At 32.7% G+C, this 25,108-nt stretch carries 27 protein-coding genes, 7 tRNA genes and 1 other annotated feature; of the genes, 9 read left to right on the plus strand and 25 right to left on the minus strand.

Annotation, left to right across the window (positions count from 1 at the left end; all coding sequences use genetic code 11):
* Positions 1-47 precede the first annotated feature (47 nt).
* Positions 48-485 carry a GNAT family N-acetyltransferase gene (locus ABDZ69_RS11515; RefSeq protein WP_343769791.1) on the minus strand — a complete coding sequence of 146 codons (438 nt, stop codon included), beginning with the start codon at positions 483-485 and terminating at the stop codon, positions 48-50.
* Between the two features lie 157 nt (positions 486-642).
* Positions 643-887, plus strand: a binding site (T-box leader).
* 77 nt (positions 888-964) lie between these two features.
* Between ABDZ69_RS11515 and asnS the strand changes: the two genes are divergently transcribed.
* The 6 genes from asnS (at position 965) to ABDZ69_RS11545 (ending at position 6,300) form a co-directional block, all read left to right on the plus strand.
* Positions 965-2,356, plus strand: coding sequence for an asparagine--tRNA ligase (gene asnS / locus ABDZ69_RS11520; RefSeq protein ID WP_343769793.1), 1,392 nt, complete (start codon positions 965-967; stop codon positions 2,354-2,356).
* A gap of 24 nt (positions 2,357-2,380) precedes the next feature.
* A complete protein-coding gene (locus ABDZ69_RS11525; protein ID WP_343769795.1) occupies positions 2,381-3,322 on the plus strand; it encodes an AEC family transporter in 942 nt (313 codons plus the stop codon).
* Positions 3,323-3,468: 146 nt separating this feature from the next.
* Positions 3,469-3,960 carry a dUTP diphosphatase gene (locus ABDZ69_RS11530; protein ID WP_343769796.1) on the plus strand — a complete coding sequence of 164 codons (492 nt, stop codon included), beginning with the start codon at positions 3,469-3,471 and terminating at the stop codon, positions 3,958-3,960.
* Between the two features lie 55 nt (positions 3,961-4,015).
* A complete protein-coding gene (locus ABDZ69_RS11535; RefSeq protein ID WP_343769797.1) occupies positions 4,016-4,447 on the plus strand; it encodes a DMT family transporter in 432 nt (143 codons plus the stop codon).
* A 65-nt stretch (positions 4,448-4,512) separates the two neighbouring features.
* The gene (locus ABDZ69_RS11540) at positions 4,513-5,709 is read left to right on the plus strand and encodes a S8 family serine peptidase (RefSeq protein ID WP_343769799.1); all 1,197 of its coding nucleotides are present in this window, start codon (positions 4,513-4,515) and stop codon (positions 5,707-5,709) included.
* A gap of 75 nt (positions 5,710-5,784) precedes the next feature.
* The gene (locus ABDZ69_RS11545) at positions 5,785-6,300 is read left to right on the plus strand and encodes a ferritin (protein WP_343769800.1); all 516 of its coding nucleotides are present in this window, start codon (positions 5,785-5,787) and stop codon (positions 6,298-6,300) included.
* Positions 6,301-6,341: 41 nt separating this feature from the next.
* Here the strand turns inward: ABDZ69_RS11545 and accD are convergent, their stop codons facing one another.
* From accD to ABDZ69_RS11620, 15 genes are all read right to left on the minus strand, one after another.
* The gene (gene accD, locus ABDZ69_RS11550) at positions 6,342-8,063 is read right to left on the minus strand and encodes an acetyl-CoA carboxylase, carboxyltransferase subunit beta (RefSeq protein ID WP_343769802.1); all 1,722 of its coding nucleotides are present in this window, start codon (positions 8,061-8,063) and stop codon (positions 6,342-6,344) included.
* A 12-nt stretch (positions 8,064-8,075) separates the two neighbouring features.
* On the minus strand, positions 8,076-9,416 hold the full coding sequence (locus ABDZ69_RS11555) for an acetyl-CoA carboxylase biotin carboxylase subunit (protein WP_343769803.1): 1,341 nt from the start codon (positions 9,414-9,416) through the stop codon (positions 8,076-8,078).
* Between the two features lie 4 nt (positions 9,417-9,420).
* On the minus strand, positions 9,421-9,852 hold the full coding sequence (fabZ, locus tag ABDZ69_RS11560) for a 3-hydroxyacyl-ACP dehydratase FabZ (RefSeq protein WP_343769805.1): 432 nt from the start codon (positions 9,850-9,852) through the stop codon (positions 9,421-9,423).
* Positions 9,853-9,875: 23 nt separating this feature from the next.
* Positions 9,876-10,346, minus strand: a complete 471-nt coding sequence (accB, locus tag ABDZ69_RS11565) for an acetyl-CoA carboxylase biotin carboxyl carrier protein (protein WP_343769806.1) — start codon at positions 10,344-10,346, stop codon at positions 9,876-9,878.
* A 3-nt stretch (positions 10,347-10,349) separates the two neighbouring features.
* Positions 10,350-11,588: a beta-ketoacyl-ACP synthase II gene (gene fabF / locus ABDZ69_RS11570; RefSeq protein ID WP_343769807.1), complete on the minus strand. Its 1,239-nt coding sequence runs from the start codon at positions 11,586-11,588 to the stop codon at positions 10,350-10,352.
* Positions 11,589-11,625: 37 nt separating this feature from the next.
* Positions 11,626-12,378: a 3-oxoacyl-[acyl-carrier-protein] reductase gene (fabG, locus tag ABDZ69_RS11575; RefSeq protein ID WP_343769808.1), complete on the minus strand. Its 753-nt coding sequence runs from the start codon at positions 12,376-12,378 to the stop codon at positions 11,626-11,628.
* Positions 12,368-13,318 carry an ACP S-malonyltransferase gene (gene fabD / locus ABDZ69_RS11580; protein ID WP_343769810.1) on the minus strand — a complete coding sequence of 317 codons (951 nt, stop codon included), beginning with the start codon at positions 13,316-13,318 and terminating at the stop codon, positions 12,368-12,370. Before fabD ends, fabG begins: the two co-directional genes overlap by 11 nt.
* 3 nt (positions 13,319-13,321) lie before the next feature.
* Complete coding sequence (gene fabK / locus ABDZ69_RS11585; RefSeq protein ID WP_343769812.1) at positions 13,322-14,263, minus strand: enoyl-[acyl-carrier-protein] reductase FabK; 942 nt, start codon at positions 14,261-14,263, stop codon at positions 13,322-13,324.
* A 10-nt stretch (positions 14,264-14,273) separates the two neighbouring features.
* Positions 14,274-14,498 carry an acyl carrier protein gene (gene acpP / locus ABDZ69_RS11590; protein ID WP_343769813.1) on the minus strand — a complete coding sequence of 75 codons (225 nt, stop codon included), beginning with the start codon at positions 14,496-14,498 and terminating at the stop codon, positions 14,274-14,276.
* A gap of 24 nt (positions 14,499-14,522) precedes the next feature.
* Entirely contained in the window at positions 14,523-15,524 is a 1,002-nt protein-coding gene (locus ABDZ69_RS11595; protein ID WP_343769815.1) for a beta-ketoacyl-ACP synthase III, read from the minus strand.
* 2 nt (positions 15,525-15,526) lie between these two features.
* Positions 15,527-15,994, minus strand: coding sequence for a MarR family winged helix-turn-helix transcriptional regulator (locus ABDZ69_RS11600; protein WP_343769817.1), 468 nt, complete (start codon positions 15,992-15,994; stop codon positions 15,527-15,529).
* Positions 15,987-17,060, minus strand: a complete 1,074-nt coding sequence (locus tag ABDZ69_RS11605) for an NAD(P)H-dependent flavin oxidoreductase (RefSeq protein WP_343769818.1) — start codon at positions 17,058-17,060, stop codon at positions 15,987-15,989. Before ABDZ69_RS11605 ends, ABDZ69_RS11600 begins: the two co-directional genes overlap by 8 nt.
* A 171-nt stretch (positions 17,061-17,231) precedes the next feature.
* On the minus strand, positions 17,232-17,873 hold the full coding sequence (locus tag ABDZ69_RS11610; protein ID WP_343769820.1) for an amino acid ABC transporter permease: 642 nt from the start codon (positions 17,871-17,873) through the stop codon (positions 17,232-17,234).
* Between the two features lie 12 nt (positions 17,874-17,885).
* Positions 17,886-18,692, minus strand: coding sequence for an amino acid ABC transporter substrate-binding protein (locus tag ABDZ69_RS11615; protein WP_343769821.1), 807 nt, complete (start codon positions 18,690-18,692; stop codon positions 17,886-17,888).
* 136 nt (positions 18,693-18,828) lie between these two features.
* Complete coding sequence (locus tag ABDZ69_RS11620) at positions 18,829-19,617, minus strand: M23 family metallopeptidase (RefSeq protein WP_343769822.1); 789 nt, start codon at positions 19,615-19,617, stop codon at positions 18,829-18,831.
* Positions 19,618-19,784: 167 nt separating this feature from the next.
* Between ABDZ69_RS11620 and ABDZ69_RS11625 the strand changes: the two genes are divergently transcribed.
* Together ABDZ69_RS11625 and ABDZ69_RS11630 are read left to right on the plus strand one after the other, a co-directional pair.
* Entirely contained in the window at positions 19,785-20,762 is a 978-nt protein-coding gene (locus ABDZ69_RS11625) for a DnaD domain protein (protein WP_343769823.1), read from the plus strand.
* Positions 20,755-21,735, plus strand: coding sequence for an ATP-binding protein (locus ABDZ69_RS11630; protein ID WP_343769825.1), 981 nt, complete (start codon positions 20,755-20,757; stop codon positions 21,733-21,735). Before ABDZ69_RS11625 ends, ABDZ69_RS11630 begins: the two co-directional genes overlap by 8 nt.
* A 34-nt stretch (positions 21,736-21,769) precedes the next feature.
* On the opposite strand, the gene ABDZ69_RS11635 is transcribed toward ABDZ69_RS11630, so the two are convergent.
* The 9 genes from ABDZ69_RS11635 to ABDZ69_RS11675 all read right to left on the minus strand — a co-directional run bounded on the left by ABDZ69_RS11635 (position 21,770) and on the right by ABDZ69_RS11675 (position 23,747).
* Positions 21,770-21,844: transfer RNA gene (locus ABDZ69_RS11635), tRNA-Thr, on the minus strand.
* A 3-nt stretch (positions 21,845-21,847) separates the two neighbouring features.
* A tRNA-Asp gene (locus tag ABDZ69_RS11640) sits at positions 21,848-21,924 on the minus strand.
* 12 nt (positions 21,925-21,936) lie between these two features.
* Positions 21,937-22,012, minus strand: a tRNA-Val gene (locus tag ABDZ69_RS11645).
* Between the two features lie 10 nt (positions 22,013-22,022).
* A tRNA-Glu gene (locus ABDZ69_RS11650) sits at positions 22,023-22,097 on the minus strand.
* A 23-nt stretch (positions 22,098-22,120) separates the two neighbouring features.
* Positions 22,121-22,197 (minus strand) — tRNA-Asp (locus tag ABDZ69_RS11655).
* Between the two features lie 10 nt (positions 22,198-22,207).
* Positions 22,208-22,283, minus strand: a tRNA-Val gene (locus ABDZ69_RS11660).
* An 11-nt stretch (positions 22,284-22,294) separates the two neighbouring features.
* Positions 22,295-22,369: transfer RNA gene (locus ABDZ69_RS11665), tRNA-Glu, on the minus strand.
* 164 nt (positions 22,370-22,533) lie between these two features.
* Positions 22,534-23,352, minus strand: coding sequence for a pyruvate, water dikinase regulatory protein (locus tag ABDZ69_RS11670; protein ID WP_343769826.1), 819 nt, complete (start codon positions 23,350-23,352; stop codon positions 22,534-22,536).
* Between the two features lie 8 nt (positions 23,353-23,360).
* Positions 23,361-23,747 (minus strand): CoA-binding protein, encoded by a 387-nt coding sequence (locus ABDZ69_RS11675; RefSeq protein WP_343769828.1) that lies wholly within the window; start codon positions 23,745-23,747, stop codon positions 23,361-23,363.
* A gap of 114 nt (positions 23,748-23,861) precedes the next feature.
* On the opposite strand from ABDZ69_RS11675, the gene ABDZ69_RS11680 reads away from it, so the two are divergent.
* Positions 23,862-25,085, plus strand: a complete 1,224-nt coding sequence (locus ABDZ69_RS11680; protein WP_343769830.1) for a BaiN/RdsA family NAD(P)/FAD-dependent oxidoreductase — start codon at positions 23,862-23,864, stop codon at positions 25,083-25,085.
* Positions 25,086-25,108 lie beyond the last annotated feature (23 nt).

The raw sequence follows: 25,108 nt of genomic DNA on the forward strand, positions 1-25,108 counted from the left end.
TTAAGAATAGGATAGTATTTTCCTACGCTTAACTCTTTACTTATAAGTTATACTGTAGCTATAATGTTTAACCTCTCCATAAAAGCCTCAGGCTTTTGAAGTTCCGAAAAACCATGATATTTATAAAACCCTTGTGCATCTTTTGTGGCTAACATTAATCTTTCTATTCTCTCAATATCTGGATGAGAAATTACACAATCTATTAACCACTTACCAAGACCTTTACTTCTATAATCTTCATGAATAAAAACATCCCTTACATATCCAAAGGTTATATAATCAGTGACCACTCTAGCAAAGCCTATTTGTTTGTCTAAGTGATATAAACTAAAACAAAGAGAACTTTTTATAAATTTTTCAATTATTTCTCTACTTCTTTTTTCTGCCCAATAAGATCTAGATAAAAGTTCGTGTACTGCATCGATATTTACTTTTTCAGCGTCTGTAGTTATTAAAAATTCATTTAATTCATAAGTTTTGGCCATGGTCTTTCCTCCTGCTTTTAAAATTCTCTTTATAAACTTTTCAATTTAGCATAATGATTATATATTAAATATAATTTTTTTCATATATGTTTTTTGTAAATTTAATTGTTGACAGAATCTTCGTAAAGCATTATAATGTTATGAAGTATAAATATAGAAAACTACTATGAAGAGAAGAGTAGATATTGGAATTATCCTTAGCGAGCTGGTGATGGTGTAAGACCAGTGTGAAGCCTTTATTGAAGAACATCTCTGAGTATCTAACCGAAATCATTTAATTTGAAAGTAGGCTTAGAGGTCTCCAAAACCTTACTTTGGTAGGTATGTATTTACGTACTTATTTTAAGCTGGCCTTTTAGGCAAGATGGGTGGTACCGCGGAAACAAGTCTTTCGTCCCTTTGTGGATGAAGGGCTTTTATTTTTATGTAAAATAATTTAATTTAATATTAAATATAATATATTATTAGGAGGATTCACCATGGAAAAAATATCTGTTAAACAACTTTATAGAAATGCAGAGCAGTATATAAATAATGACGTAACCTTGTCGGGATGGATTAGGACAGAGAGAATGTCTAAGACCTTTGGATTTATCGAATTAAATGATGGTAGTTTCTTTAAAAATATTCAAGTAGTATTCGATGATAAGTTAAGTAACTTTAATGATTTATCTAAGTTATCCATTAGTTCATCTATAACAGTTGAAGGAAAAGTAGTAGAGTGCCAAAATGCTAAGCAGCCTTTTGAAATTCATGCTACAAATATAATAGTGGAAGGATTATCTGATTCTGATTATCCATTACAAAAGAAAAGGCATTCCTTAGAGTTTTTAAGAACTATAGCTCATTTAAGACCAAGAAGCAACACTTTTTCAGCAGTTTTTAAAGTTCGTTCTTTAGCCGCCTTTGCCATTCACAAATTCTTCCAAGAAAGAGGCTTTGTTTATGTTCATAGCCCAATAATTACTGGTAGTGATGCTGAAGGCGCAGGTGAAATGTTTAGGCTTACTACTTTAGATTTGCAGAACCTTCCTAAAACAGAAGAAGGAAAAATAGACTTTTCTCAAGACTTCTTTGGAAAAGAAGCAAATTTAACAGTAAGCGGACAATTATCTGGTGAAGCTTATGCCCACGCTTTTAAAAATGTATATACCTTTGGTCCTACTTTTAGAGCTGAAAATTCAAATACTGCAAGGCATGCGGCTGAATTTTGGATGATTGAACCTGAAATGGCTTTCGCTGATTTAGTAGATTACATGGATGTAGCTGAGGATATGGTAAAGTACATTATAAGCTATGTTATGGAAAACGCTCCAGAAGAAATGGAGTTCTTTAATAGTTTCATTGATAAGGATTTATTTAACAGATTAAATAACGTGGTAAATTCTGAATTTGTTAGAATAACTTATACTGAAGCTGTAGAACTTTTAAAGAAATCAGGAGAGGAATTCCAATATCCTGTAGAGTGGGGAATAGACCTTCAAACAGAACATGAAAGATATATAACTGAAAAAATATTTAAAAAACCAGTATTTGTAACTGACTATCCAAAGGATATAAAAGCCTTTTATATGAGGTTAAACGATGATAATAAAACTGTTGCCGCAGCGGATCTTTTAGTTCCTGGAGTTGGTGAAATCATAGGAGGAAGCCAAAGGGAAGAAAGGTTAGACGTTTTAGAAAAGAAAATGGATGATATGGGATTAAATAAAGAAGATTACTGGTGGTATTTAGAATTAAGAAAATATGGCACTACAAAACATGCTGGCTATGGATTAGGCTTTGAAAGAATATTAATGTATATTACCGGAATGTCAAACATAAGAGACGTTATACCATTCCCAAGAACAACAGGTTCAGCTGAATTTTAAAATAAATTAAAAGGTGGGATTAATATGTCCCTATTTAATGCCTTCGGCAGTGTATTTAGCATAGTAATAATGATTATGATTGGTTATGCTCTAACTCATAATAAATGGCTCGATGATAATAACGCTAAGTTATTTGCTAAAATAGTTGTAAATATAGCTTTACCAACTTTGATGATTACAAACTTAATGAGTAATTTTGATAAAGAAAAATTGTTAGTGTTAGGTAAAGGGCTTTTTGTTCCCTTTACCTCCATTGCATTAGCTTATGTTATAGGAAAAGTGACTTGTTATCTTCTTAAGGTACCTAAGGGAAGAAGAGGAATATTTTTGTCTATATTCTTCGTATCCAACACTATTTTCATAGGTCTACCTGTAAATTTAGCTCTTTTTGGTGAAGAAAGTGTCCCTTATGTATTGCTTTATTATATAGCAAACACCACTTTTTTCTGGACTATAGGAGTTTATGAAATTACTAAGGATAGCAGTACAGAACCTAGCAGTATATTTTCTAAGAATAGCTTAAAGAGAATTCTTTCTCCACCTTTTCTTGGATTTGTACTAGCAGTAGCTCTTATACTTTTAAATGTAACTCTTCCTAAATTTATTTTAGATACCTGTAAATATTTAGGTAACTTAACTACCCCATTATCCATGATGTTTATAGGACATACTATTTACTCTGTAGATTTATCTAAGGTTAAGTTTACTAAAGAAATGTTTGTACTATTACTTGGAAGATTTGTAATATCTCCTTTATTAGTATTGTTGCTTACTTATCCATTTCCATTACCCTCTTCTTTAATGAGAAGTGTCTTTATTGTACAAGCGGCAATGCCAGCAATGACAAATACAGCCATTATAGGTAAAGCCTATGATTCAGATTATGAGTACGCTGCAGTTATGATAACTATAACTACCATATTGAGTTTGATTATTATACCGATATATAAATTATTACTTGCATAAAAAACAAAAAACATCTATTTTTAGGTGTTTTTTGTTTTTTATTTTTATTTTTTTAATGTAACCGATTGCGTAGTCTTTTAATTTTTACAATCTTTGATACAATATAATAGTATTAAAAATGTTTATGGAAAGGCGGATTTTATCCTATGAATTTTAAAAATCTTTTTAATTTGCAGGAAAAGTTAGACCATCACATATTAGAGAAGCATAATCTACATGGTAAAGCTTTCTTTCCTAATAAAATTTTAGCTCTTCAAGTTGAAATTGCAGAGCTAGCAAATGAAACTAGATGCTTTAAATATTGGTGCAATAAAGGTGCTTCTCCTAAAAGTGAAATTTTAGAAGAATATGTTGACTGTTTGCATTTCATTTTAACATTAGGTTTAGAAAAAAATTATAGAGATGCAGAGTTTAATATACATATAGAAAATATGCAACACAACTTAACAGACCAATTTTTAAACCTTTATGTAGACATAAACGATTTTGTTGTTTGTCCTTCAAAGGATCATTATCAAACCTTATTTGAAGACTTTTTATGCTTAGGATTGAGCTTAGGTTTTAGCGAAAAAGATATTGAAAGTGCATATTTGAATAAGAACAATATGAATCATATTAGACAACTAAGTGGATATTAATTATATAATAAATAACCATCTCTCTGGATAGAATAATCAGGGAGGTGGTTATTTTATGTTAGGAATAATTGTTTCTATAATTTCAGGAATAAGTATGAGCATACAAGGAGTTTTTAATACAAGACTAGGAGATAAAATCGGTATTTGGGAGACAAATTTATTAGTTCAAGGAATTGGTTTTATTTTGAGCTTAATTACGGTATTTGTTGCTGGAAAAGGAGATTTTAAAGAGCTTAAAAATGCTAATAAATTATATTTATTAGGGGGAGTATTAGGAGTTATAATTATTTATACTGTAATGAGAGGAATTAAATCCCTTGGCCCCACTTATGCCATATGTACAATATTAGTTGCTCAATTAACAGCAGCTGCCCTTATAGACGCCTTTGGTTTATTTGGGTCTGAACAAATAACTTTTGGTCTAAATAAGATAATTGGTGTAATAGTTATGGTAGTAGGAATAATAATATTTAAATGTAAGGGATAATTATTGGAACATTTATACCTTATGAATATTATAATATATAATGGAATAATTTTTAGGGGTGGGCTATGTTTTTATTTAAAAATAGATTGAACAACGACTTGAAAAAAATTGTAAAGAATAACTCTTATAAAAATATAAGGGTAATTATACATTGCAAAACCTTACATGAAAAAATAGAAAGTAAAGTTAAAAGCTTAGGGGGCAAAATCATAAGAGCTATACCCTCAATAAACTGTTTATGTGCCAATATATCCCCGAAAGTTATTGATCGGCTGATGGAATACCCTTATATAGATTATATAACCTTTGATACCTATGGGCTTTTATGCGGCAATAGTGTCTTGTCTGCAAACAAAGTGGTATGGGATGAAAAATATCGCCTTACAGGTAAAGGCGTATGTATTGGCTTAGTAGATAGCGGAACATACCCTCATCCAGATTTGTTAAGCCCCAAAAATAAGATTTTAAACTTCTTAGATCTCATTAATAGCTGTAAATACCCTTATGATGATAATGGTCATGGTACCGCCATTAGTGGAATACTTTGTGGAAGTGGATATCTATCTAAAGGAACTTATAAGGGAATAGCAGAAAATAGTTATATTTATTCAATAAAAGCTTTTAATGATTTAGGCAAGGCTTATATATCGGACATATTGTTTTCTATTCATAAGCTTATAGAAGAAAGTGAACAATTCAACATAAAAGTAATATGCTTGCCTTTTGAGATAATTGAAAATGATGATTTCATACTTTCACTATTCTCAAAGCTATTCAAGTTAGCAGTGAAAAAAAATATAATTGTAGTAGTTCCAGCAGGCCACAATGGCAATGGTGATTCTTCTATGAGAGGAATTGCCATATTGGATAATTGTATTACTGTGGGAGGCCTTGACACAACCTCCTCAGACGTTAAGCCCTATGCAAATTCCTCAACGGGTCCATCAAGTAAAATTGATAAGCCTGATTTATCAGCAGCTTGCGTAAATATACAATCACTTAATTCTAATATTAATTTTGTTTCTGAAAGGAATGGGATAAAGGTTTATCCACAGTCCTTAGAAAATCCTTACACATTTTACACAGGAACCTCCTGCGCTGCTGCTTATATCAGCGGTCTTTGCGCTTTATTATTTGAAAACAATCCAACGCTTACTTTTAATGATATACTTTCTCTTTTTAAAGTATCTTGTAATTTACTTGATATTCCAAAGCCTATGCAAGGTAGAGGAACTGTGGATTTAAACAAATTATTACCATAATTTTCACATGGATTGCTTTTATTATCTAATAAACTATGGTAAAATATAATAAATATTACTAAGGAGGTATTATCTATGTTAAGCCAAGGATTAAACAAAGCGATTAACGAACAAATTAATTATGAAATGTATTCAGAAAATATATATCTTGCAATGCAAGCCTACTGCTCGTCAATAGATTTAGAAGGATTTGCTAATTTCTTTAAGGTGCAAGTTCAGGAAGAAAGATTTCATTCTATGAAATTCTTTCAGTTTATAATTGATAGAGGTGGCAGAGTGAATATTGGCGCTATTGAAGCTCCTGAAAATACTTATAATTCTTTATTGGATGCAGTTAAATCTGCTTATGAACATGAACAAAAAGTTACTAAAAGAATATATAATTTAGCTGATTTAGCTACAGAAGAAAGAGATCATGCTACTATGAGCTTTCTAAGATGGTTCATAGATGAGCAGGTAGAAGAAGAAAGTACTTTTTCTGCTTTAATATCTAAATTAGAAAGAATAGGCGAAAACTCTGCTGCTATTTACATGCTTGATGCAGAATTAGCACAAAGAACTTTTACGCCACCAGCTGATGCTGCTATATAACATAACAAAACCGCTCCTTCTTAATAAAAGGAGCGGTTTTATTATTTTCCATATAATCCTATATTTCTATACTTATTATATCTATTGTCTAAAAGGTTATCTATAGATAATTGATTAAGGATGCAAAATTCTTTTATCAAGTTAGCTTTAATAATTTCTGCTAAAAGGTCTAAACTCTTACTAGCATCTCCCTTAGGTTCATTTATTACCTTATCAATTATTCCAAATTGAAGTAAATCTTGTGCAGTTATTTTCATTATGCTAGATGCTTCTTCTGCCCTTTTGGCGTCCTTCCATAAAATACTCGCAAAACCTTCTGGAGATAGTATTGAGTATATAGAGTTTTGTAGCATCCAAATTTTATCTGCTACTGTTAAGGCTAGTGCTCCTCCACTACCGCCTTCCCCTATTACTATAGATATCACAGGTACTTTTAGTCCTGCCATTTCTATTAGGTTTCTAGCAATAGCTTCTCCTTGTCCCCTCTCCTCTGCTCCTACTCCACAGTAAGCTCCAGGAGTGTCCACAAAGCATATTACAGGTCTATTAAACCTCTCTGCTTCCTTCATAAGCCTTAATGCCTTTCTATATCCTTCAGGACTCGGCATACCAAAATTTCTTCTTATATTATCTTTCAAGTCTTTGCCCTTTTGTTGAGCAATTATAGTTACTGGAGTACCTTCTAATAACCCTATGCCCCCTACAATACATTCATCATCACCAAAATACCTGTCTCCATGTAATTCTATAAAGGAGGTAAATATTCTCTCTATATAGTCTAGAGCATTTGGCCTCGATGAGCTTCTTATCATTGAAATTTTTTGCCAAGGGTTTAACCTATCTTCACTTTTTTCTTCTTTATATATATTTATATCAATAGTATTTTCATTTAAATGATTTTTTCCACTATGAATTTTCAATATGTTGTATAGAGTATTCTTTAAATCTTTTCTTTCCACAATTTTATCAACAAAGCCATGTTTTAATAAGAATTCTGCTGTTTGAAATTCATCAGGTAGCTTTTCCTTAATGGTTTGTTCTATAACTCTTTTACCAGCAAAACCTATTAATGCTCCAGGCTCAGCTAATATTATATCTCCAAGCATAGCAAAACTAGCTGTTACTCCACCTGTAGTGGGGTCTGTAAGTACAGATATATACAAAAGCCCTTTTTCCTTAAGCTTTCCTAGTGCTGCCGAGACTTTAGCCATTTGCATTAAAGAATACATTCCTTCCTGCATTCTGGCTCCCCCGGAAGCTGTAAAAATTATAATTGGTAATCTTTCTTCCATGGCCTTTTCTATTGCTCTTGTAATTTTTTCGCCAACCACGGAGCCCATACTGCCCATTAAAAATCTACTATCCATAACGCATATTACAGTTTTCTCTCCTTTTATAGAACCTGTACCTGTAATTACCGCTTCTTTTAAGTTAGTACTCTTTATAACTTCATCAACTTTTTCTTCGTACCCTTGAAAATCTAGTGGATTTAACGTATTTATATCTTTATTTATTTCTATCCAAGTTCCCTCATCAATTATATCTCTTATTCTTTGATAAGCTGGCAATCTAAAGTGACATTTACAGAAACCACAAACCCTATAATTTTCCTTTAAATCTTTGGTATAGATAATTTGGCCACACTTCTTACATTTTACCCACATACCATCTGGAATAATAGGCTTTGGCTCTTCTTTTACCTCTTCTAAATTTTGTGAGCTTACAGTTATATATTTAGTTTTCTTAAAAAGCCCTTGAAACATCTATATCATCTCCTATTTGGGGTTTCTGTTAATAAAACCTGTATGATAATTACCTTTTATGAAATCTAAGTCATTTATTATGGTAAATTGATAATCTATATTTGTCTTTACTCCTTCAATTAAGAATTCTGTCAAAGCTCTTCTCATTTTATTTATAGCCTCTTCTCTATCTTTTCCATGAACAATAAGTTTAGCCATCATAGAATCATAGTTAGGAGGTATAACGTAACCATCATACAAATGAGTATCTACTCTTACCCCAGGTCCCCCTGGCATAAATAAAATCTTAACCTTTCCTGGTGAAGGCATAAAATCCCTTGATGGATCTTCTGCGTTAACTCTACATTCAATGGAATGTCCATTCATTTGAACTTCTTCTTGAATAATGCTTAGTTTTTCCCCGGAAGCTATTTTTATTTGTTCCTTTATTAAGTCAACGCCTGTTACCAATTCTGTTATAGGGTGCTCAACTTGAATTCTCGTATTCATTTCCATAAAATAAAATTGATTGTTTTTATCTAATAAGAATTCTATAGTTCCAGCATTTTTGTACCCTACATATTTTGCTCCCTTAATAGCAGCCTCTCCCATAGCCTTTCTTAATTCCTCAGTCATTACAGGACAAGGAGCTTCTTCTAAAATCTTTTGATTTCTTCTTTGAATAGAGCAATCCCTCTCTCCAAGATAAATTAAATTTCCGTAATTATCACCTAATATTTGTATCTCTACATGCCTAGGATTCTCCAAGTATTTTTCCATATACATTGTGTCATCACCAAAGGCAACCTTAGCTTCTGCTCTAGCGGTCTGCAAGGATTTTATTAATTCTTCTTCTTCCCTAACTATTCTTATTCCTCTTCCACCGCCGCCAGCTGATGCTTTTATCATTACTGGATAGCCTATATTCCTAGCATTTAAAAGAGCTTCTTCATCGGACAAAATAGGGGATTTAGTACCTGGAATAACAGGTACTCCCGCTTCAATCATCATTTCTCTCGCCTTAGATTTATTACCCATTTTCTCTATAACCTCATAGTCTGGCCCTATAAAGGTTATATTACATTCCTTACACATTTCTGCGAATTTACTATTTTCTGATAAAAATCCAAAACCTGGGTGTATAGCCTGTGCTCCACTAAGTACAGTAGCACTTATTATATTTCTCATATTTAAATAACTATCCTTAGGCGAAGGTGGCCCAATACAAACGGCTTCATCTGCCATTTGAACATGTAACGCTTCTTTGTCTGTAGTAGAATATACTGCAACAGTTTCTATTCCCATTTCTCTACAAGCCCTAATAATTCTAACTGCTATTTCTCCTCTATTGGCAATTAATATTTTATTAAACATATCATCACCCTATCATAACCATTATTTCTGCTTCTACTGCTTTTTCTCCATTCACAGTAGCTACAGCATTTGCGATTCCTGCCACACCTCTTAATTTAACTACTTCAACCTCTAATCTTAAAACATCTCCTGGAACTACTTTTCTTCTAAATCTAGCTTTATTTATTCCCGCAAAATAGGCTATTTTGCCTTGGAACTCTTCTAAGCTAAGCACCGCTACTGCTCCAACCTGCGCTAAAGCTTCTATGATTAAAACTCCTGGCATTACAGGTTCTTCTGGAAAATGCCCTGCAAAAAAATATTCATTCATCGTTACATTTTTATATCCAACAGCTCTTTTACCTGGTTCCATTTCTTCAATTTTATCCACTAGTAAAAATGGATATCTATGAGGTATTATTTTCATTATGTCCTTTACATTTAGACTATTACTCATTACTACACCTTCATTCTTGAATATTAATATTTTATTTTAAAAAGTTCTCCGCCGTATTCTACCATATCTCCCTCTTTAGCTATGATTTCCACTACTTCTCCATCTACTTCACTATATATTTCATTCATTAACTTCATAGCTTCTACAATACACAGGGTATCTCCCTTTTTCACCTTACTACCAACCTTTACAAAGGGCTCTTTATCTGGTGAAGGAGATGAATAAAAGGTTCCCACAATTGGAGAAGAAATAATTTTAATGTTTTCCTCTTCTTGTGCTGCTTCTTTTATAGCTTCCTCTACTGTGTCTATAATATTATTTACCTTAGTATCTTGAACTACAGGATATATACTCTCTTCCTTTAACTCTTTTATAAATACCTTTTCTAACTCTTTTGCAATCTTTATAGATAATCCATTTTCTTGAATTTCTAAGTTAGTTACCTTTGAGTCACTTACAACCTTTACTAATTCAGCTATACCTTTAAAATCCATAATTTATTCACTCCATTTTTTAAATAGTATAACTCCATTATGTCCTCCAAAACCTAGGGAGTTTGACATAGCGTAGTTTACTTCACATTCTCTGCCCTTATTTGGAACATAGTCTAAATCGCATTCCTCGTCACATACTTCATATCCTATTGTCGGAGGAATGAAGCTATCTATCATTGACTTTATAGCAACTACTGCTTCTACAGCTCCTGCAGCCCCTAAAAGATGCCCTGTCATTGATTTTGTAGAACTTATAGGAACTTTCTTAGCATAATCTCCAAATACGGATTTTATAGCTTCTGTTTCAAGTTTATCATTAGCATCAGTTCCTGTACCATGAGCATTAATATATGAAACTTCTTCTGGTTTTATTCCAGCCTCTTCTATAACATACTTCATAGCTCTAGCAGCACCTTCTCCTCCTGGTGCTGGTGAAGTTATATGATAAGCATCGCAAGTAGCAGAATACCCAACTACTTCTCCGTAGATTTTGGCATTTCTAGCTAAAGCATTTTCTAAAGATTCAAGTACTAAAATACCTGCACCTTCTCCCATAACAAAGCCACCTCTTTCCTTATCAAAAGGAATAGACGCTCTCTTAGGATCTGTACTTTTACTTAAAGCTGTAAGGGATATAAAACCTGCTATAGAAAGAGGAGTAATAGATGCCTCTGCACCTCCGGCTAAGATTACATCTGCACTGCCGTGTTGTATCATTCTATATGCCTCACCTATACAATTAGTTCCTGTTGCACAGGCAGTTACTATGGTAGTACATACTCCTTTGGCTCCAAATCTTATAGCTATATTTCCTGCTGCCATATTGCTTATTATCATTGGTATAAAGAGTGGATGAACCTTACCAGGTCCCTTTTCTAATAAAATTTCCTGTTGTTTTTCAACGGTACCTATACCACCTATACCTGAACCAACAACTACCCCAAACCTTTCTTTATCCATGGTTTCTAAATTTAAGTCCGCATCCTTAACTGCTTCTACAGCAGCTGCAACTGCAAACTGACAATACTTATCCATTCTCTTAGCTTCTCTTTTTTCTATGGTTTCTTCAGGATTAAAATCTTTAACCTCTGCTGCAAGTTTAGCTTTAAAGTTTTCTGTATTGAAGGCTTTTATAAAATCTATACCACAAACTCCATTTTTAATGTTATTCCAAAAGGTATCTACATTGTTACCTACAGGGGTTACTGCCCCCATACCTGTTACAACTACTCTTCTTTTCACCTATAATACCAACCTTTCTTTAAATTTTAGGTTATTACTATATAACCATTCCACCATCCACATTTATAACTTGCCCTGTAATATAAGAAGCCTTATCTGAAGCTAAGAAAGCTACAAGTTCTGCTATATCTTCACAATTCCCAAATTTCTTTAGTGGAATATTAGCAAGAGTTCCTTCCTTTACTTTATCAGATAATACCTCTGTCATATCTGTTTGAATAAATCCCGGTGCAACAGCATTTACATTTATTCCTCTGGAAGCAAGCTCCCTAGCTACAGATTTAGTTAGTCCTATAATCCCTGCCTTTGCTGCAGCATAATTAGCCTGACCTGCATTTCCTGTAATGCCTACTACGGAAGATATATTAATTATTTTTCCACTTCTTTGCTTTACCATATAGGGAGAAGCGTGTCTTATGCAATTAAAGGCTCCCTTTAAATTTACTTGAACCACATTATCAAAATCTTCTTCCTTCATTCTCATTATAAGACCATCTGCAGTAATACCTGCGTTATTAACTAGAATATCTATAGTCTTAAAATTTTCTATGGTTCCCTTTATTATATTTTCTGCTTCTTTAAAGTTACTTATATCTCCTTGAATGGCAATTGCCTTAACACCTTGCGCTTCTATTTCCTTTATTACTTCTTCTACCGCTTTTGCGCTACTTCTATAATTTATAACTACATTTGCACCCAGCTCTGCAAGTTTAAGTGCTATTCCTTTTCCTATTCCTCTTGAACCACCAGTAACCACAGCAGTCTTTCCTTCTAATAATTTATTTTCCATTTCTATTCTCAACTCCAATTAACATTTTCTCTAAGGACTTTAAATCTTCCACATTGTAAACTTCCGCTTTTCTATTTATCTTTTTTACAAAACCACTTAATGCTCTTCCTGGACCAATTTCTATAAATGTTTCTATTCCATCTTCCAACATCCTATTTATAGATTGCTCCCACTTCACTGAGGACATAACTTGTTTCTTTAAAGTATCTTTTATATGATACTTTTCCAAGTAATCTCCTGTAACATTTGTTATAAGCGGTATTAGAGAATCTTTAAATTCTATTTCTTTTAATTCTTCCTCTAGCTTATTTGCTGCCTTAAAGAGCATAGAGCTATGAAATGGGCCACTCACATTAAGAGGAATTGCCTTTAATGCTCCCTTTTTTAGAGCAATATCACAGGCACTTTTCAATGCATTTACTTCTCCGGCAATAACAATTTGTCCTGGACAATTAAAATTTGCTGGTTCAACTACAGCTAAACCTGATGCCTCTTTACATACTTCATATATCTTTTCTTCATTCAAGCCAAGAACTGCAGCCATACCACCTATTCCCTTTGGTACTGCCTCTTCCATAAACCTTCCTCTTTTTCTTACTAAAGTAATAGCATCGTCAAAATCTAATCTTCCGCTGCAAACAAGAGCTGAATACTCACCTAGGCTTAGACCAGCTACAAGGCTAGGCTTTATACCATAACTTTCTATTATTCTTAAAGTCCCTATGCTATGAGCTAAAATAGCAGGTTGAGTGTTTTCAGTTCTTCCTAACTCCTCTTCTTCACCTTCAAAACACATATTAGTTATACTGAAATCTAATAATTCATCTGCCCTTTGAAATACTTCTTTAAACTGAGGAAAATTTTCATAAAGCTCTTTTCCCATACCTACATATTGTGACCCTTGGCCTGGGAATATAAAAGCAATTTTTTTATTCTCCATAAATTACTCCTCTATCTTACATAATTTATTTAAAACATCATTTAAGTCAAACATGTCTTTAATTATTTCTTCACAGCTTTGTTCCTTACATATAAGACCAGCTATTTGCCCTGCCATTAAAGAACCGTTATCAACATCTCCTTCTTTAACAGCCTTAACTAAAGCTCCCTTTCCTAATTCATCTAACTTTTCAGGCGGTGTGTTATCTTTTTCTAATAACTGAAATTGTCTAGTTAATTTATTTCTTAAAACTCTAACTGGATGACCTGTACTTCTTCCTGTTACTACCGTATCTATATCTTTAGAAGCAATAATCTTATCTTTATAATTTTGGTGAACAGTACATTCTTTAGCTACCAAAAATCTTGTTCCTACTTGAACCCCTGCTGCACCTAAAGCAAAAGCAGCAACTACTCCTCTTTTATCCCCCACTCCTCCTGCTGCTATAACAGGTATGGTTACACCATCTACTACTTGAGGGAGAAGTGCCATGGTAGTTAATTCTCCAATGTGTCCACCAGCCTCACATCCTTCTGCTACAACCGCATCTGCTCCTGCTCTCTCCATTCTTTTAGCAAGGGCTACAGATGGAATTACTGGTATAACCTTAATTCCATGTTCTTTCCACATAGGAATATACTTTCCTGGGTTTCCTGCTCCTGTGGTAACTACTTTTACTCCTTCTTCACAAACCATCCTTGCTAGCTCTTCTGCATGAGGACTTAATAGCATTATATTTACACCAAAAGGCTTATCTGTTAAAGTCTTTGTTCTTCTAATTTCTTCTCTTACCATTTCTACTGGCGCAGTACCTGCTGCTATAATACCTAATCCTCCTGCATTTGATACTGCAGAAGCTAAAGAACTATCCGCAATCCACGCCATAGCTCCTTGAATTATGGGATACTTTATTCCTACCATGTCACAAAATATATTTTTATTCATATTGTTCCCCCTATTCAGCAGCTCTCTCTTGAACAAAATTAACCGCATCTTCTACAGTTTTTATAGCTTCTGGTTCTTCTATTTGTATATTAAACTCTTCTTCAATTTCTATAACAATTTGAAATAAATCTAAAGAATCTACTCCTAAATCTTCAAAAGAAGTATTTAAAGTTACCTTTTCTTCCTCTACACCTAATTGCTCACAAATTATATTTCTTATTTTTTCAAATATCATGTTTTTTCCTCCTAAAATTAAATATTATTTACTCCACTTAACTAAGGTTCCTCCCCAGGTAAGTCCTCCTCCAAAACCAACCATAAGTATGTTTTGGCCTTTTCTTAATAATCCTTTTTTATTCATTTCATCTAACGCTATAGGTATACTTCCTCCAGATGTATTCCCGTAGTTTTGAAGATTAACATAGAATTTTTCCTTATCTATGTTTAGTTTTTTAATGGTATAGTCTATTATTCTTAAATTAGCTTGATGAGGTATTATATAGTCTATATCATCAATATTTAGCTTTGCCTTCTCCAAAAGTTTTTCTATGGTTTCTTCCATAACTTTAACTGCAAACTTAAATATTTCTTTTCCTTCCATAAATAAATATCCTGTAGAACCAGTGACTCTATCTCCAAGTACTTCTTTTCTTAATATAGGATTATTTATTTCCACAGGGGCAGCATTACATTTTAATAAGTTGCTTCCTCTTCCATCGGAACCCATATGGTTTGCTAGTATACCCTTTTCTTTTCCTGCCTTAACAACAGCCGCTCCAGCTCCATCTCCAAAAAGTACGCAGGTTCCTCTATCATTCCAGTCCAATATTTTTGAGAGAGTTTCTGCTCCTATTACTAAAGCATTTTTCATAGATCCACCTCTTAAAAATTGCTCAGCAATGTTTAAGCCATATATGAAACCAGAACAAGCTGCTGAAATATCAAAACAAACTGCATTTTTTGCACCTATAATATTTTGAACAATACAAGCAGTAGCCGGAGTATAACAATCAGGAGTTGCTGTAGCTACTATAATTAAGTCAATTTCCTCTGGAGTTAAATCGGCATTTTCTAAAGCTGCAAAAGCTGCCTTAGCCGCTATATCTGAAGTATTCTCTCCAGTGCTAATTCTTCTTTCTCCTATACCTGTTCTGCTTCTTATCCATTCATCATCGGTTTCTACTACCTTTGATATTTCTTCATTGGTTAATACCCTTTCAGGTAGATAGCTACCAGTTCCTATTATCTGTACTTCCACCATGATTAAATCTCCTTTTTATTATCATCTAAGTTGTATTTACTCTTAAAAAATTCATTTAACTTTTCAAGAGAGTCTATCAATACCTCTTCTTCCTTCTCCGATAATCCTGAAATTGTTTCCTTTACCATATCCTTATGAAACTTTTCATGAATTCTATAAGCTAGCTTTCCCCTTTTAGTTAAGCTTATATAAACAATTCTTCTATCTTTTTCACATCTATTTCTTTCAACGTAACCTTTTTTTACTAAGTTGTTTATTGCTGTGGTTAAAGTTCCTACGGTAATCTTTAAGTCCATAGCCACCTCAGACATAGTTCTCTTACTATAAAGACCTATGGCTTCAATAGTATGCATTTCTGTTACGGATAAATCTTTAAATTCTCCACTTTGTAATGCATTTTGTTCAATAGTTAAGATATCATTAAATATATCCACTAAAAGTTCATTCAATACATTTATTGATTTACTCACAAATTTTCACTTCCTCAATTAACTCTTTTATCAACTGTTTTACAGTTATAATATCCTTCATTTTATATCCTTTACTTCCTATAAATAAAAGTCCATCCTCTACATTTCCTTTAACTGAGTTAATTAAAGCTTTCGATATGCAATATATAGTAGTTTTAGGATTACATTTTCTTAAGCAACCATAGCATTTATTAATATCTCTTCTATTATCCTGAATTTCTCTGATGAAGCCATTAATTATAGCTCTTCCTGGAAGACCTACAGGGCTTTTAATTAAATCTATATTTTCCTCATTACATTCTAAATAACACTTTTTAAAATTAATATGAGCATCACATTCTTCAGTACAAATGAACCTTGTAGCCATTTGAACTCCAGCTGCTCCTAGCTTTAAATATTTTACAATATCTGACCCTGTATATATTCCACCTGCTGCAATTACAGGAATCTTCTTTCCGTATTCTTCTTCAAATAATTTAACCTCTTCTATTACATCTTTTAATATTTCATCTAAACTTTGATTTTTTTCTTCTCTAAGTTCATCATAGTTGAATCCTAAATGCCCTCCAGCATCAGGTCCTTCCACTACAATAAAATCAGGAAGATGATTATATTTATCATTCCAATGCTTACACATTATTTTTGCAGCTTTACCTGATGAAACAATTGGAGCTATTTTAGTTTTACTTTCTTTAACTAAATCAGGTAAATTTTTAGGAAGACCAGCTCCAGATATTATTACATCTATTCCTTCCTCCACTGCTACTCTAGCCATTTCATCGTAATTATTCATGGCTACCATTAAATTAAGACCTATTATTCCAAAAGGACTTAGTTCCCTAGCCCTTCTTATCTCTTTCCTTAAAGCTCTTATATTAGCTTCCTTGCTATTAGTTTCAAAATCCTTTTCATTAAATCCAATTTGAGCTCCTGATATAATTCCAATTCCACCTTCATTAGCTACTGCTGAAGCAAGACCTGAAAGTGAAACTCCTACACCCATGCCACCTTGGATAATAGGAACCTTAGCTTCCAAATTACCAATGCGCAAAGGAGATATATTCATAAGATCTCCCCCTTATCTTTTTTTGATATTCAAATAGTTTGATAGTCAAAGTATATCCTTTCTAGGAGTATTTGTCAATTATTTCTTTGAACTACTGCCTTAGTTAATAGTAGACGAAAAAAATTTCTACGGAATTTCTATAATAAAAACTTCGTAGAAATTTACAAAAAATCATTCATAATAAGAATATCTAACTTCAATTCTTTTGAAGGTGAATATAATGACAGCTCCAATAATCAGATACACTATGCCTCCTATTAAAAAAGGCAATAGCGTAAAATCCCTAGTCATTATTTCTTTTGCCGCTCTTAGTATTTCTTCCATTCCTATGATTGCTACTAAGGCTGTATCTTTTACTAGGCTTATAGCTTCGTTACAAGTAGAAGGAATTGCTCTTCTAATTGCCTGGGGAATAATAACTCTAGTCATTGTATAATAATTATTCATTCCTAAGGCTTTTGATGCTTCGTATTGTCCTTTATCTATGGATTGAATAGCTCCTCTAAAATTTTCTGTTAAATATGCGGCATAATTTAAAGTGAAGGTTATAATAGCTGCATTAAATCTACTTATTCTAAAACCCAAGTAGGGTACACCAAAGTATATAAAAAACAACTGTATAAGCAAGGGCGTTCCCCTAAAAATCCAGGTATATATGCTTATAATTACTCTCCCTACCCTATTCTTTGAAACCTTTATTAATGACAGTAGTATTGCTAAGGGAATGGATAGCATAATTACTATTAAAAATAATTTTATAGTTATATTACTTCCCTTTATTATAAATAATGTAGTATTATATAGTTTGGCCATTTTTACCTACTCCTATTTAACTATTAAGTCTTCTCCTAACCACTTCTTAGATATATTTGCAGTGGTTCCATCCTTTTTCATTTCATCTAATATTTTATCTATTTCTTTTCTAAAGGATTCGTCAGTTTTTCTTACTCCTACTCCCATTGGTTGTTCTCCAAAGTTGTCTTCTAAAACTTTAAATGCACCTTGTTTTTTAGTCATATAATATCTTCCTACTATTTCATCTATAACAACAGCCTCAACTCTCCCATTACCTAAATCCATCAAAGCTTCTGCATAATTTGCATATCTCTTAACATCCTTAAAAGTTTTCATAACTTCTGGTTCTGAATTTATAGCATCTTCACTGGTACTTCCCATTTGTATACCTACTATTTTGCCTGCTAAATCTTTCTTGTTTTTTATTGTAGAGTCCTTTTGAATCATAATAGCTTGTCCATCAACAATGTACTCCTTTGTAAAACCTATCTGTTCCTTCCTCTTATCCGATATACTAAGTCCATTCCAAATAATATCTACATCACCATTATTTAAGCTTCCTATTATTCCGTTCCAATCTACTGGCTTAAATACTACTTTAACTCCCATTCTCTTTCCTACTTCACTTGCTAGATCTATATCTAAACCTACAATATTACCTTTTTCATCTCTAAATCCCATAGGAGCAAAAGTATCATCTAACCCTACTATAAATTCCCCTCTTTTTTTGATTTCCTCTAAGGAGTTATCTTCATTACTACTTCTATTACCGCATCCCCCTAGTGATAAAGCTAAAGTAAAAAACACTGCCATAACCCCCAACAACTTCTTTTTCATGTGTCATTCCTCCTTAATTTATAATATGTTTTTTATTATACTTTAGTATGCTAATTTAGTAAAGTGCTAATTTACGAAAGTTTGCCGAAAGATTTAAGCCTTAATACTAAAGCTATCAGTATTAAGGCTTTTTAAATTATTTTATATAGTTAGAAGGATCTACTGGTTCTCCTTTAATTCTTACCTCAAAGTGCAAGTGAGGCCCCGTGCTATTTCCTGTACTTCCCACTTCTGCAATCTTATCTCCTTCTTTAATTATCTCTCCTTTTTTCACAAAAAGTTTGCTGCAGTGACCATATATAGTAATCCTATCCTCTTCATCTTCTATTTTTACTACATATCCGTACCCACTCTCCCATCCTGAAAATATTACTTTTCCAGGAAGTATAGCGTGAATTGGTGTACCTTTAGGTGCTGCAATATCAATTCCTTTATGCATTCTTCCCCATCTCATTCCAAAGGTGGATGAGATAGTTCCTCTAGACAATACAGGATTGCTGTCCTTAGCCTTTTCCCCTTTAACAGTAAAGCTTATACTCCAAACATCATCATGACCATTTATTATATTGTATGCAAAATACTTTGGTTCTCTTATTTCATCTTCACTTACTATATCAGTGTAGTAGGTTATTTTATTATTTAAAATAACCTCATTTACCTTTGTCATATTACTATTTTTTATACTCTCTTCCTTTATTATTTCTAATAATGCACTTATATCTTCTTCACTCTGCAGTGTTGCCACCTTAACACCATCGGACTTTACTATTATAGCCTCCTTATTAATCACATCCTCATTTGCTATTTTATGAGACTGGACAGTTCTATTTACCTTATATGTACTATTTATAATGCTCATTAATATTATTGTTAGCACTAACGTTAATAGTAATATTATCGAATTTCCCTTCCTAATTTTTCTCATAATTACTCCCCTTTACAATGATACATATTTAGTGTAAAAAAACACCTTTATCTATTCTATGCAATTTTTACAATTTTATAATATAATTTGATAAAATGCTTTATTGAGATAAGATATATACTTTGCTATAATTAAATGATGTAATAATTAATATAGGGGGTGTTTTTGTGAGTACTTTCATATTTAAAGATAAAAATTTGAATTATACTCCCGTAAATAATGTATTTATAGATAAACATATGCCACGAGCCAGAGGAGAGTTTGTTAAGGTATATTTGTTAGGGTTAAAATATTGCGTATCAGGAGAATTAGGAGTAAATTCATCTATTATGGCTGGTACTCTTCATTTATTAGAAACCGATGTATTAAACGCTTGGTCTTATTGGAATGAAGAAGGCGTTGTTAAAATGATTCCTGTGGATAATATGGGTAACTTTTCTATAGAATTTATGGATTTAAATGAAAGTAATGTTTCTTCAAACGAAGATATAAATTTATTACAAGAATTAAATAATAATTCTACTAAAGATATGCTTCAAGATATTGAAAAATTATTAGGAAGACCTTTATCTACTAAAGAAATGACTATGTATATAGGATGGATTAAGGACTATAATTTCCCTCCTGAGATAATACTACTATTAATTCAATATTGTGCCTCTAAAGGTAAAACAGACTCTAGATATATAGAAATGGTAGCTATATCATGGCACGATTCAAAAATTTACACCATAGAAGATGCTCAAAGCTTTATCAAAAAGCATGAAGATAAGTGGGTAAATATCAGAAAGATATTAAGCTATATAGGAATAAAAGATGCAGAAGTTATGAAGCCTCAAGAAGAGTTACTTACAAAATGGCTTTCTACCTATAACTTTCCTTTAGATGTAATATTTAGGGCTTGCGATGTTTGTTTTCAAAGAATAAACAAGGCAGATTTTAAGTATATAGATGGAATTTTAAATAGCTGGTTTAAGGATGGGATTAAATCCATAGAAGATGTGGATAAAAAAGATAATAAAAAATCCTATAAAAGCAATAATAACTTTAAACCAAAATTAGATAGCTTTAATAACTATGATCAGCGAAGCTATGATTTCGATGAATTAGAAAAAAAATTATTAGGATGGGATAATAATGCTTAAAGGACATGGAGAAGAAGTCGTAAAAATATACGAGAATTTAAGGGATGAAGCAGTAAAATCCCTAGAAAAAAGACGTGAAGAAATTAAAAATCTAATTCCTGAAGTAATTACTATTGAAAATAAAATTGCCAAACTTTCAATAGATTTATCCTTGAATATATTAAGGAAAAAAGATAACATTGATAAAATTATTGAAAATACAAAGGAAGAAATAACTGATTTAAGGATGAGAAAATCTGAGCTATTAGTTTCTAGAAACTACCCCATAGATTACCTAGATTTTCATTATAATTGTGATAAGTGTAAGGATACAGGCTTTATAGGAAGAGATAAGTGTCAGTGCTATAAACAAATACTTGTTAAAGTTCTTTATAAAAATTCTGAGTTAAGTAATATGCTTGAAAGAAATAACTTCTCTAATTTTACTTACCATTACTTCTCAGATATTAAGAGCCCTAATGAGCCTGAAAGTCCTCGTAAAAACTTAGAAAAAATTGCTGATTTATCTTGGTCATTTATAGAGAACTTTTCCTCATCACAAGAAAACCTTTTGTTTTTTGGTGATTCTGGCACAGGAAAAAGCTTCCTTGCCAGCTGTATAGCTAAAGAATTACTAGACAGAGGCTATATGGTAATTTATAAAACAGCTGTAGATTTAATAAAAGATATAAAGCAATCTAGATTTGGTGGTGAAGAGGATTTAGAAAATTTATTAATTGACTGTGATTTATTAATAATAGATGATTTAGGTACAGAACCTTTAAATGAATTTTCTAAAGTAGAGCTTTTTAATTTATTAAACACTAAGCTTCTAAAGAGAAAGAAAATGATAATATCCACCAACTTTTCTATAGAGTTTATGTTGAAAAACTATTCTGAAAGAACCACTTCAAGATTGTTTGGTAACTTTACTTTATGTAAGTTTTTTGGAGAGGATATTAGAGTTAAATTGAATACAACTAAAAGAAGATAAAAAAAACATACACCTAATGGTGTATGTTTTTTATTGGAGCTGGCAATAGGAATCGAACCTACAACCTGCTGATTACAAGTCAGCTGCTCTACCGTTGAGCCATGCCAGCATATGGCGACCCAGAAGGGACTCGAACCCTCGACCTCCGGCGTGACAGGCCGGCACTCTAACCAACTGAGCCACTGGGCCATAAAAAAAATGTGGTGGGCACAACAGGGATCGAACCTGTGACCCTCTGCTTGTAAGGCAGATGCTCTCCCGGCTGAGCTATGCGCCCACATTATAAATGGTGACCCCTACGGGACTCGAACCCGTGTTACCACCGTGAAAGGGTGGTGTCTTAACCGCTTGACCAAGGGGCCTTATTCTATTTTTAAATTTTTATTGGCGACCCAGAAGGGACTCGAACCCTCGACCTCCGGCGTGACAGGCCGGCACTCTAACCAACTGAGCCACTGGGCCATAAAAAATGTGGTGGGCACAACAGGGATCGAACCTGTGACCCTCTGCTTGTAAGGCAGATGCTCTCCCAGCTGAGCTATGCGCCCACATTATATAATGGTGACCCCTACGGGACTCGAACCCGTGTTACCACCGTGAAAGGGTGGTGTCTTAACCGCTTGACCAAGGGGCCTTACAATCGGCACACTTGATCAGTGCCACCTAACATAGATAATAATACAAGATATTAACTAAAGTGTCAACTGTTTTTTTAAAACTTTTTTTGTTTTTTATAAAAAAGGGCTAAACTATTGCTTTTTCAGCCTTCAGCCCCTTTTATAATTTGATAAACTTAAATTAGTAATCTTTTACACCACCGTATCCAATTGACTCCATTATTAACAAAGCCGTGTCTTCTATAGCTCTATTGGTCACATCTATAACTTTACATCTAAGTCTTTTCATTATTCTATCAGCGTATTCTAATTCGTCCAATACCCTCTCACCATTTGCATATTGCAAGTCCGGAGATATAATTCTTGAGAACTTATCCATTCTATGTTTTCTAATCTCCATTAGTCTTATAGGATCTATAGTGAGTCCTATTATCTTTTTACTGTCTATTTCAAAAATTTCTTCTGGCAGTGGAATCTCTGGCATAAGTGGTATGTTTAAAGCTTTTATTCCCTTATTAGCCAAATACATGCATAATGGCGTTTTAGACGTCCTCGATAGCCCAATCAATACTACATCTGCAAGCTTTACACCTTTATGGTCCTTACTATCATCATATTGCATAGCAAATTCCATAGCTTCTATCTTTTTATCATAGGTATCGTCCATATTTCTTACCGCTCCAGGTTTATATTCTGGAATCTTATTTAAAATTCTAGAAGCAGTATTAATAGCCGGCCCTAATATATTTATTATAGCTATACCTTTTTCCACACATCTTTCTATTAAAAACTCTCTCACATCTACTAACACTATTGTGTTTATTATCATTATGTCTTTGTTACATTCTATTTTACTCAAAAATTCTTCTGCAGACTCAAAGTTCTTTATATAAGTTACTCTCTTTACTATTATTTTTTCATTAAACTGCCTAGCAGTAGCTTTTGCAACTTGTTCTGCTGTTTCTCCAATGGAGTCTGATACGGCATAAATTGTTAACATTCCACTACTTACCTCGTCTTTCTGTTGTAGTAGGAAAGCTCTACTAAGGCACACCCTTCTATTGCTGTAATACCACTTTCTTTACAAAAATCCAGTATTTCCTCACTGGAAGCACCTGGTTGTATTAATACCTTATCTATTCCCAGTTCATGGGCTTCTTTTACTATATCTATTCCTTTTAAAGGGTTTATACATAGGTCAATTACATCAATTTTATACGGAACTTCTTTCAATGATTTATATACTTCTTCGTTTCTACTACTAGGACTAATTCCCTTAGCATTAAAATCAAAATCCACTAATTTATTTAATATCCTATATGCATATTTCTCTTCATTTAAAACGTCTCCTACAACTACCCAATTGTCAAAATTTAATAATTCTTGAGCATTCATAAAATCCCTCTCCTTTATTAATATTTTAATTATATTATATACTTATCCCTCGCAATTATATATACTTTTTGTATATAATTATAATTAATATATATGTTAAAAGGAGAGATGGCATTGTTCCATGATATTATAATAATTGGTGCAGGTGCTTCTGGAATAGTTTCCTCCATTGTTGCAAAGGATAGAGGCTTGGATGTAGCTATAATAGAAGGTAATGATAGAATAGGAAAGAAAATCTTAACCACTGGAAATGGTAGATGTAACATTACAAATAGATTTATAAATGATTTAAGATATTACAGTTATAATAAAGATTTTTTTAAAGATACTCTTGAGGATTTTAATTTGGAAAAAACTATAGAGTTTTTTTACTCATTAGGGCTTCCAACTATAGAATTAGATGATGGCAAAATGTATCCTTCATCTTTGCAAGCCTCTTCAGTTTTAGATATATTTAGACTGGCCATTGACGAAAGAAGTATACCACTATACTTAAGTTTAAAAGTAACTAAAGTTAATAAAATTAATAAAATTTTTCAAATACATACTTCTGACGACAAAATATTTACCTGTAATAAATTAGTTTTAAGCTGCGGTGGAAAATCCGCTCCAAATACGGGCTCTGACGGATCTGGATTCTCTCTTGCAAAGTCTCTTGGTCATAAAATCATAGCTCCTGTTCCTGGCTTAGTTCAATTGAAATTAAAGCATGATAAATTAAAAGCACTGTCTGGTATTAAGTTTGATGGTAACGTTAAAGCTTTTATTGAGGGCTCTTTAGTTAGGGAAGAAATAGGTGAAATTTTATTTACAGATTACGGTATATCTGGTCCCCCAATATTGCAACTTAGCAGCCACCTATCAAGAGCTCTTTATGAAAAGAAAATTGTAAGCTTAGTAGTAGATATGAATCCACATATTTCTATGGAAGATTTAAAGGATTTTTTAGAAAACCACTGGGGACTATTTAATTATAGAACCATAAGCGAGTCCTTAATAGGTATAATAAATAAGAAACTTATACCTATTATATTAAAAGAATGTAATGTATTTGACATTCACAAACCTTGTTATCAACTTTCTTGGGAAGAAAAAAATAATATAATAACTTTATTAAAGCATTGGCAATTTACAGTGTGCGATACAAATTCCTTTAATAATTCGCAAATTACCTGTGGAGGAGTAGATACAAAAGAAGTAGATTCTTTTAATCTTCAATCTAAAATAGTTTCTAATTTATATCTTACTGGAGAAATTCTTGATGTACATGGCGATTGCGGAGGATACAATCTTCAGTGGGCCTGGAGTAGCGGATACATTGTTGGAAAGAATCTGTAATTTTTCTGGACACAGAAAAGATG

This window comes from Clostridium malenominatum, assembly GCF_039521365.1.
GTDB classification, from domain to species: domain Bacteria; phylum Bacillota; class Clostridia; order Clostridiales; family Clostridiaceae; genus Clostridium_AW; species Clostridium_AW malenominatum.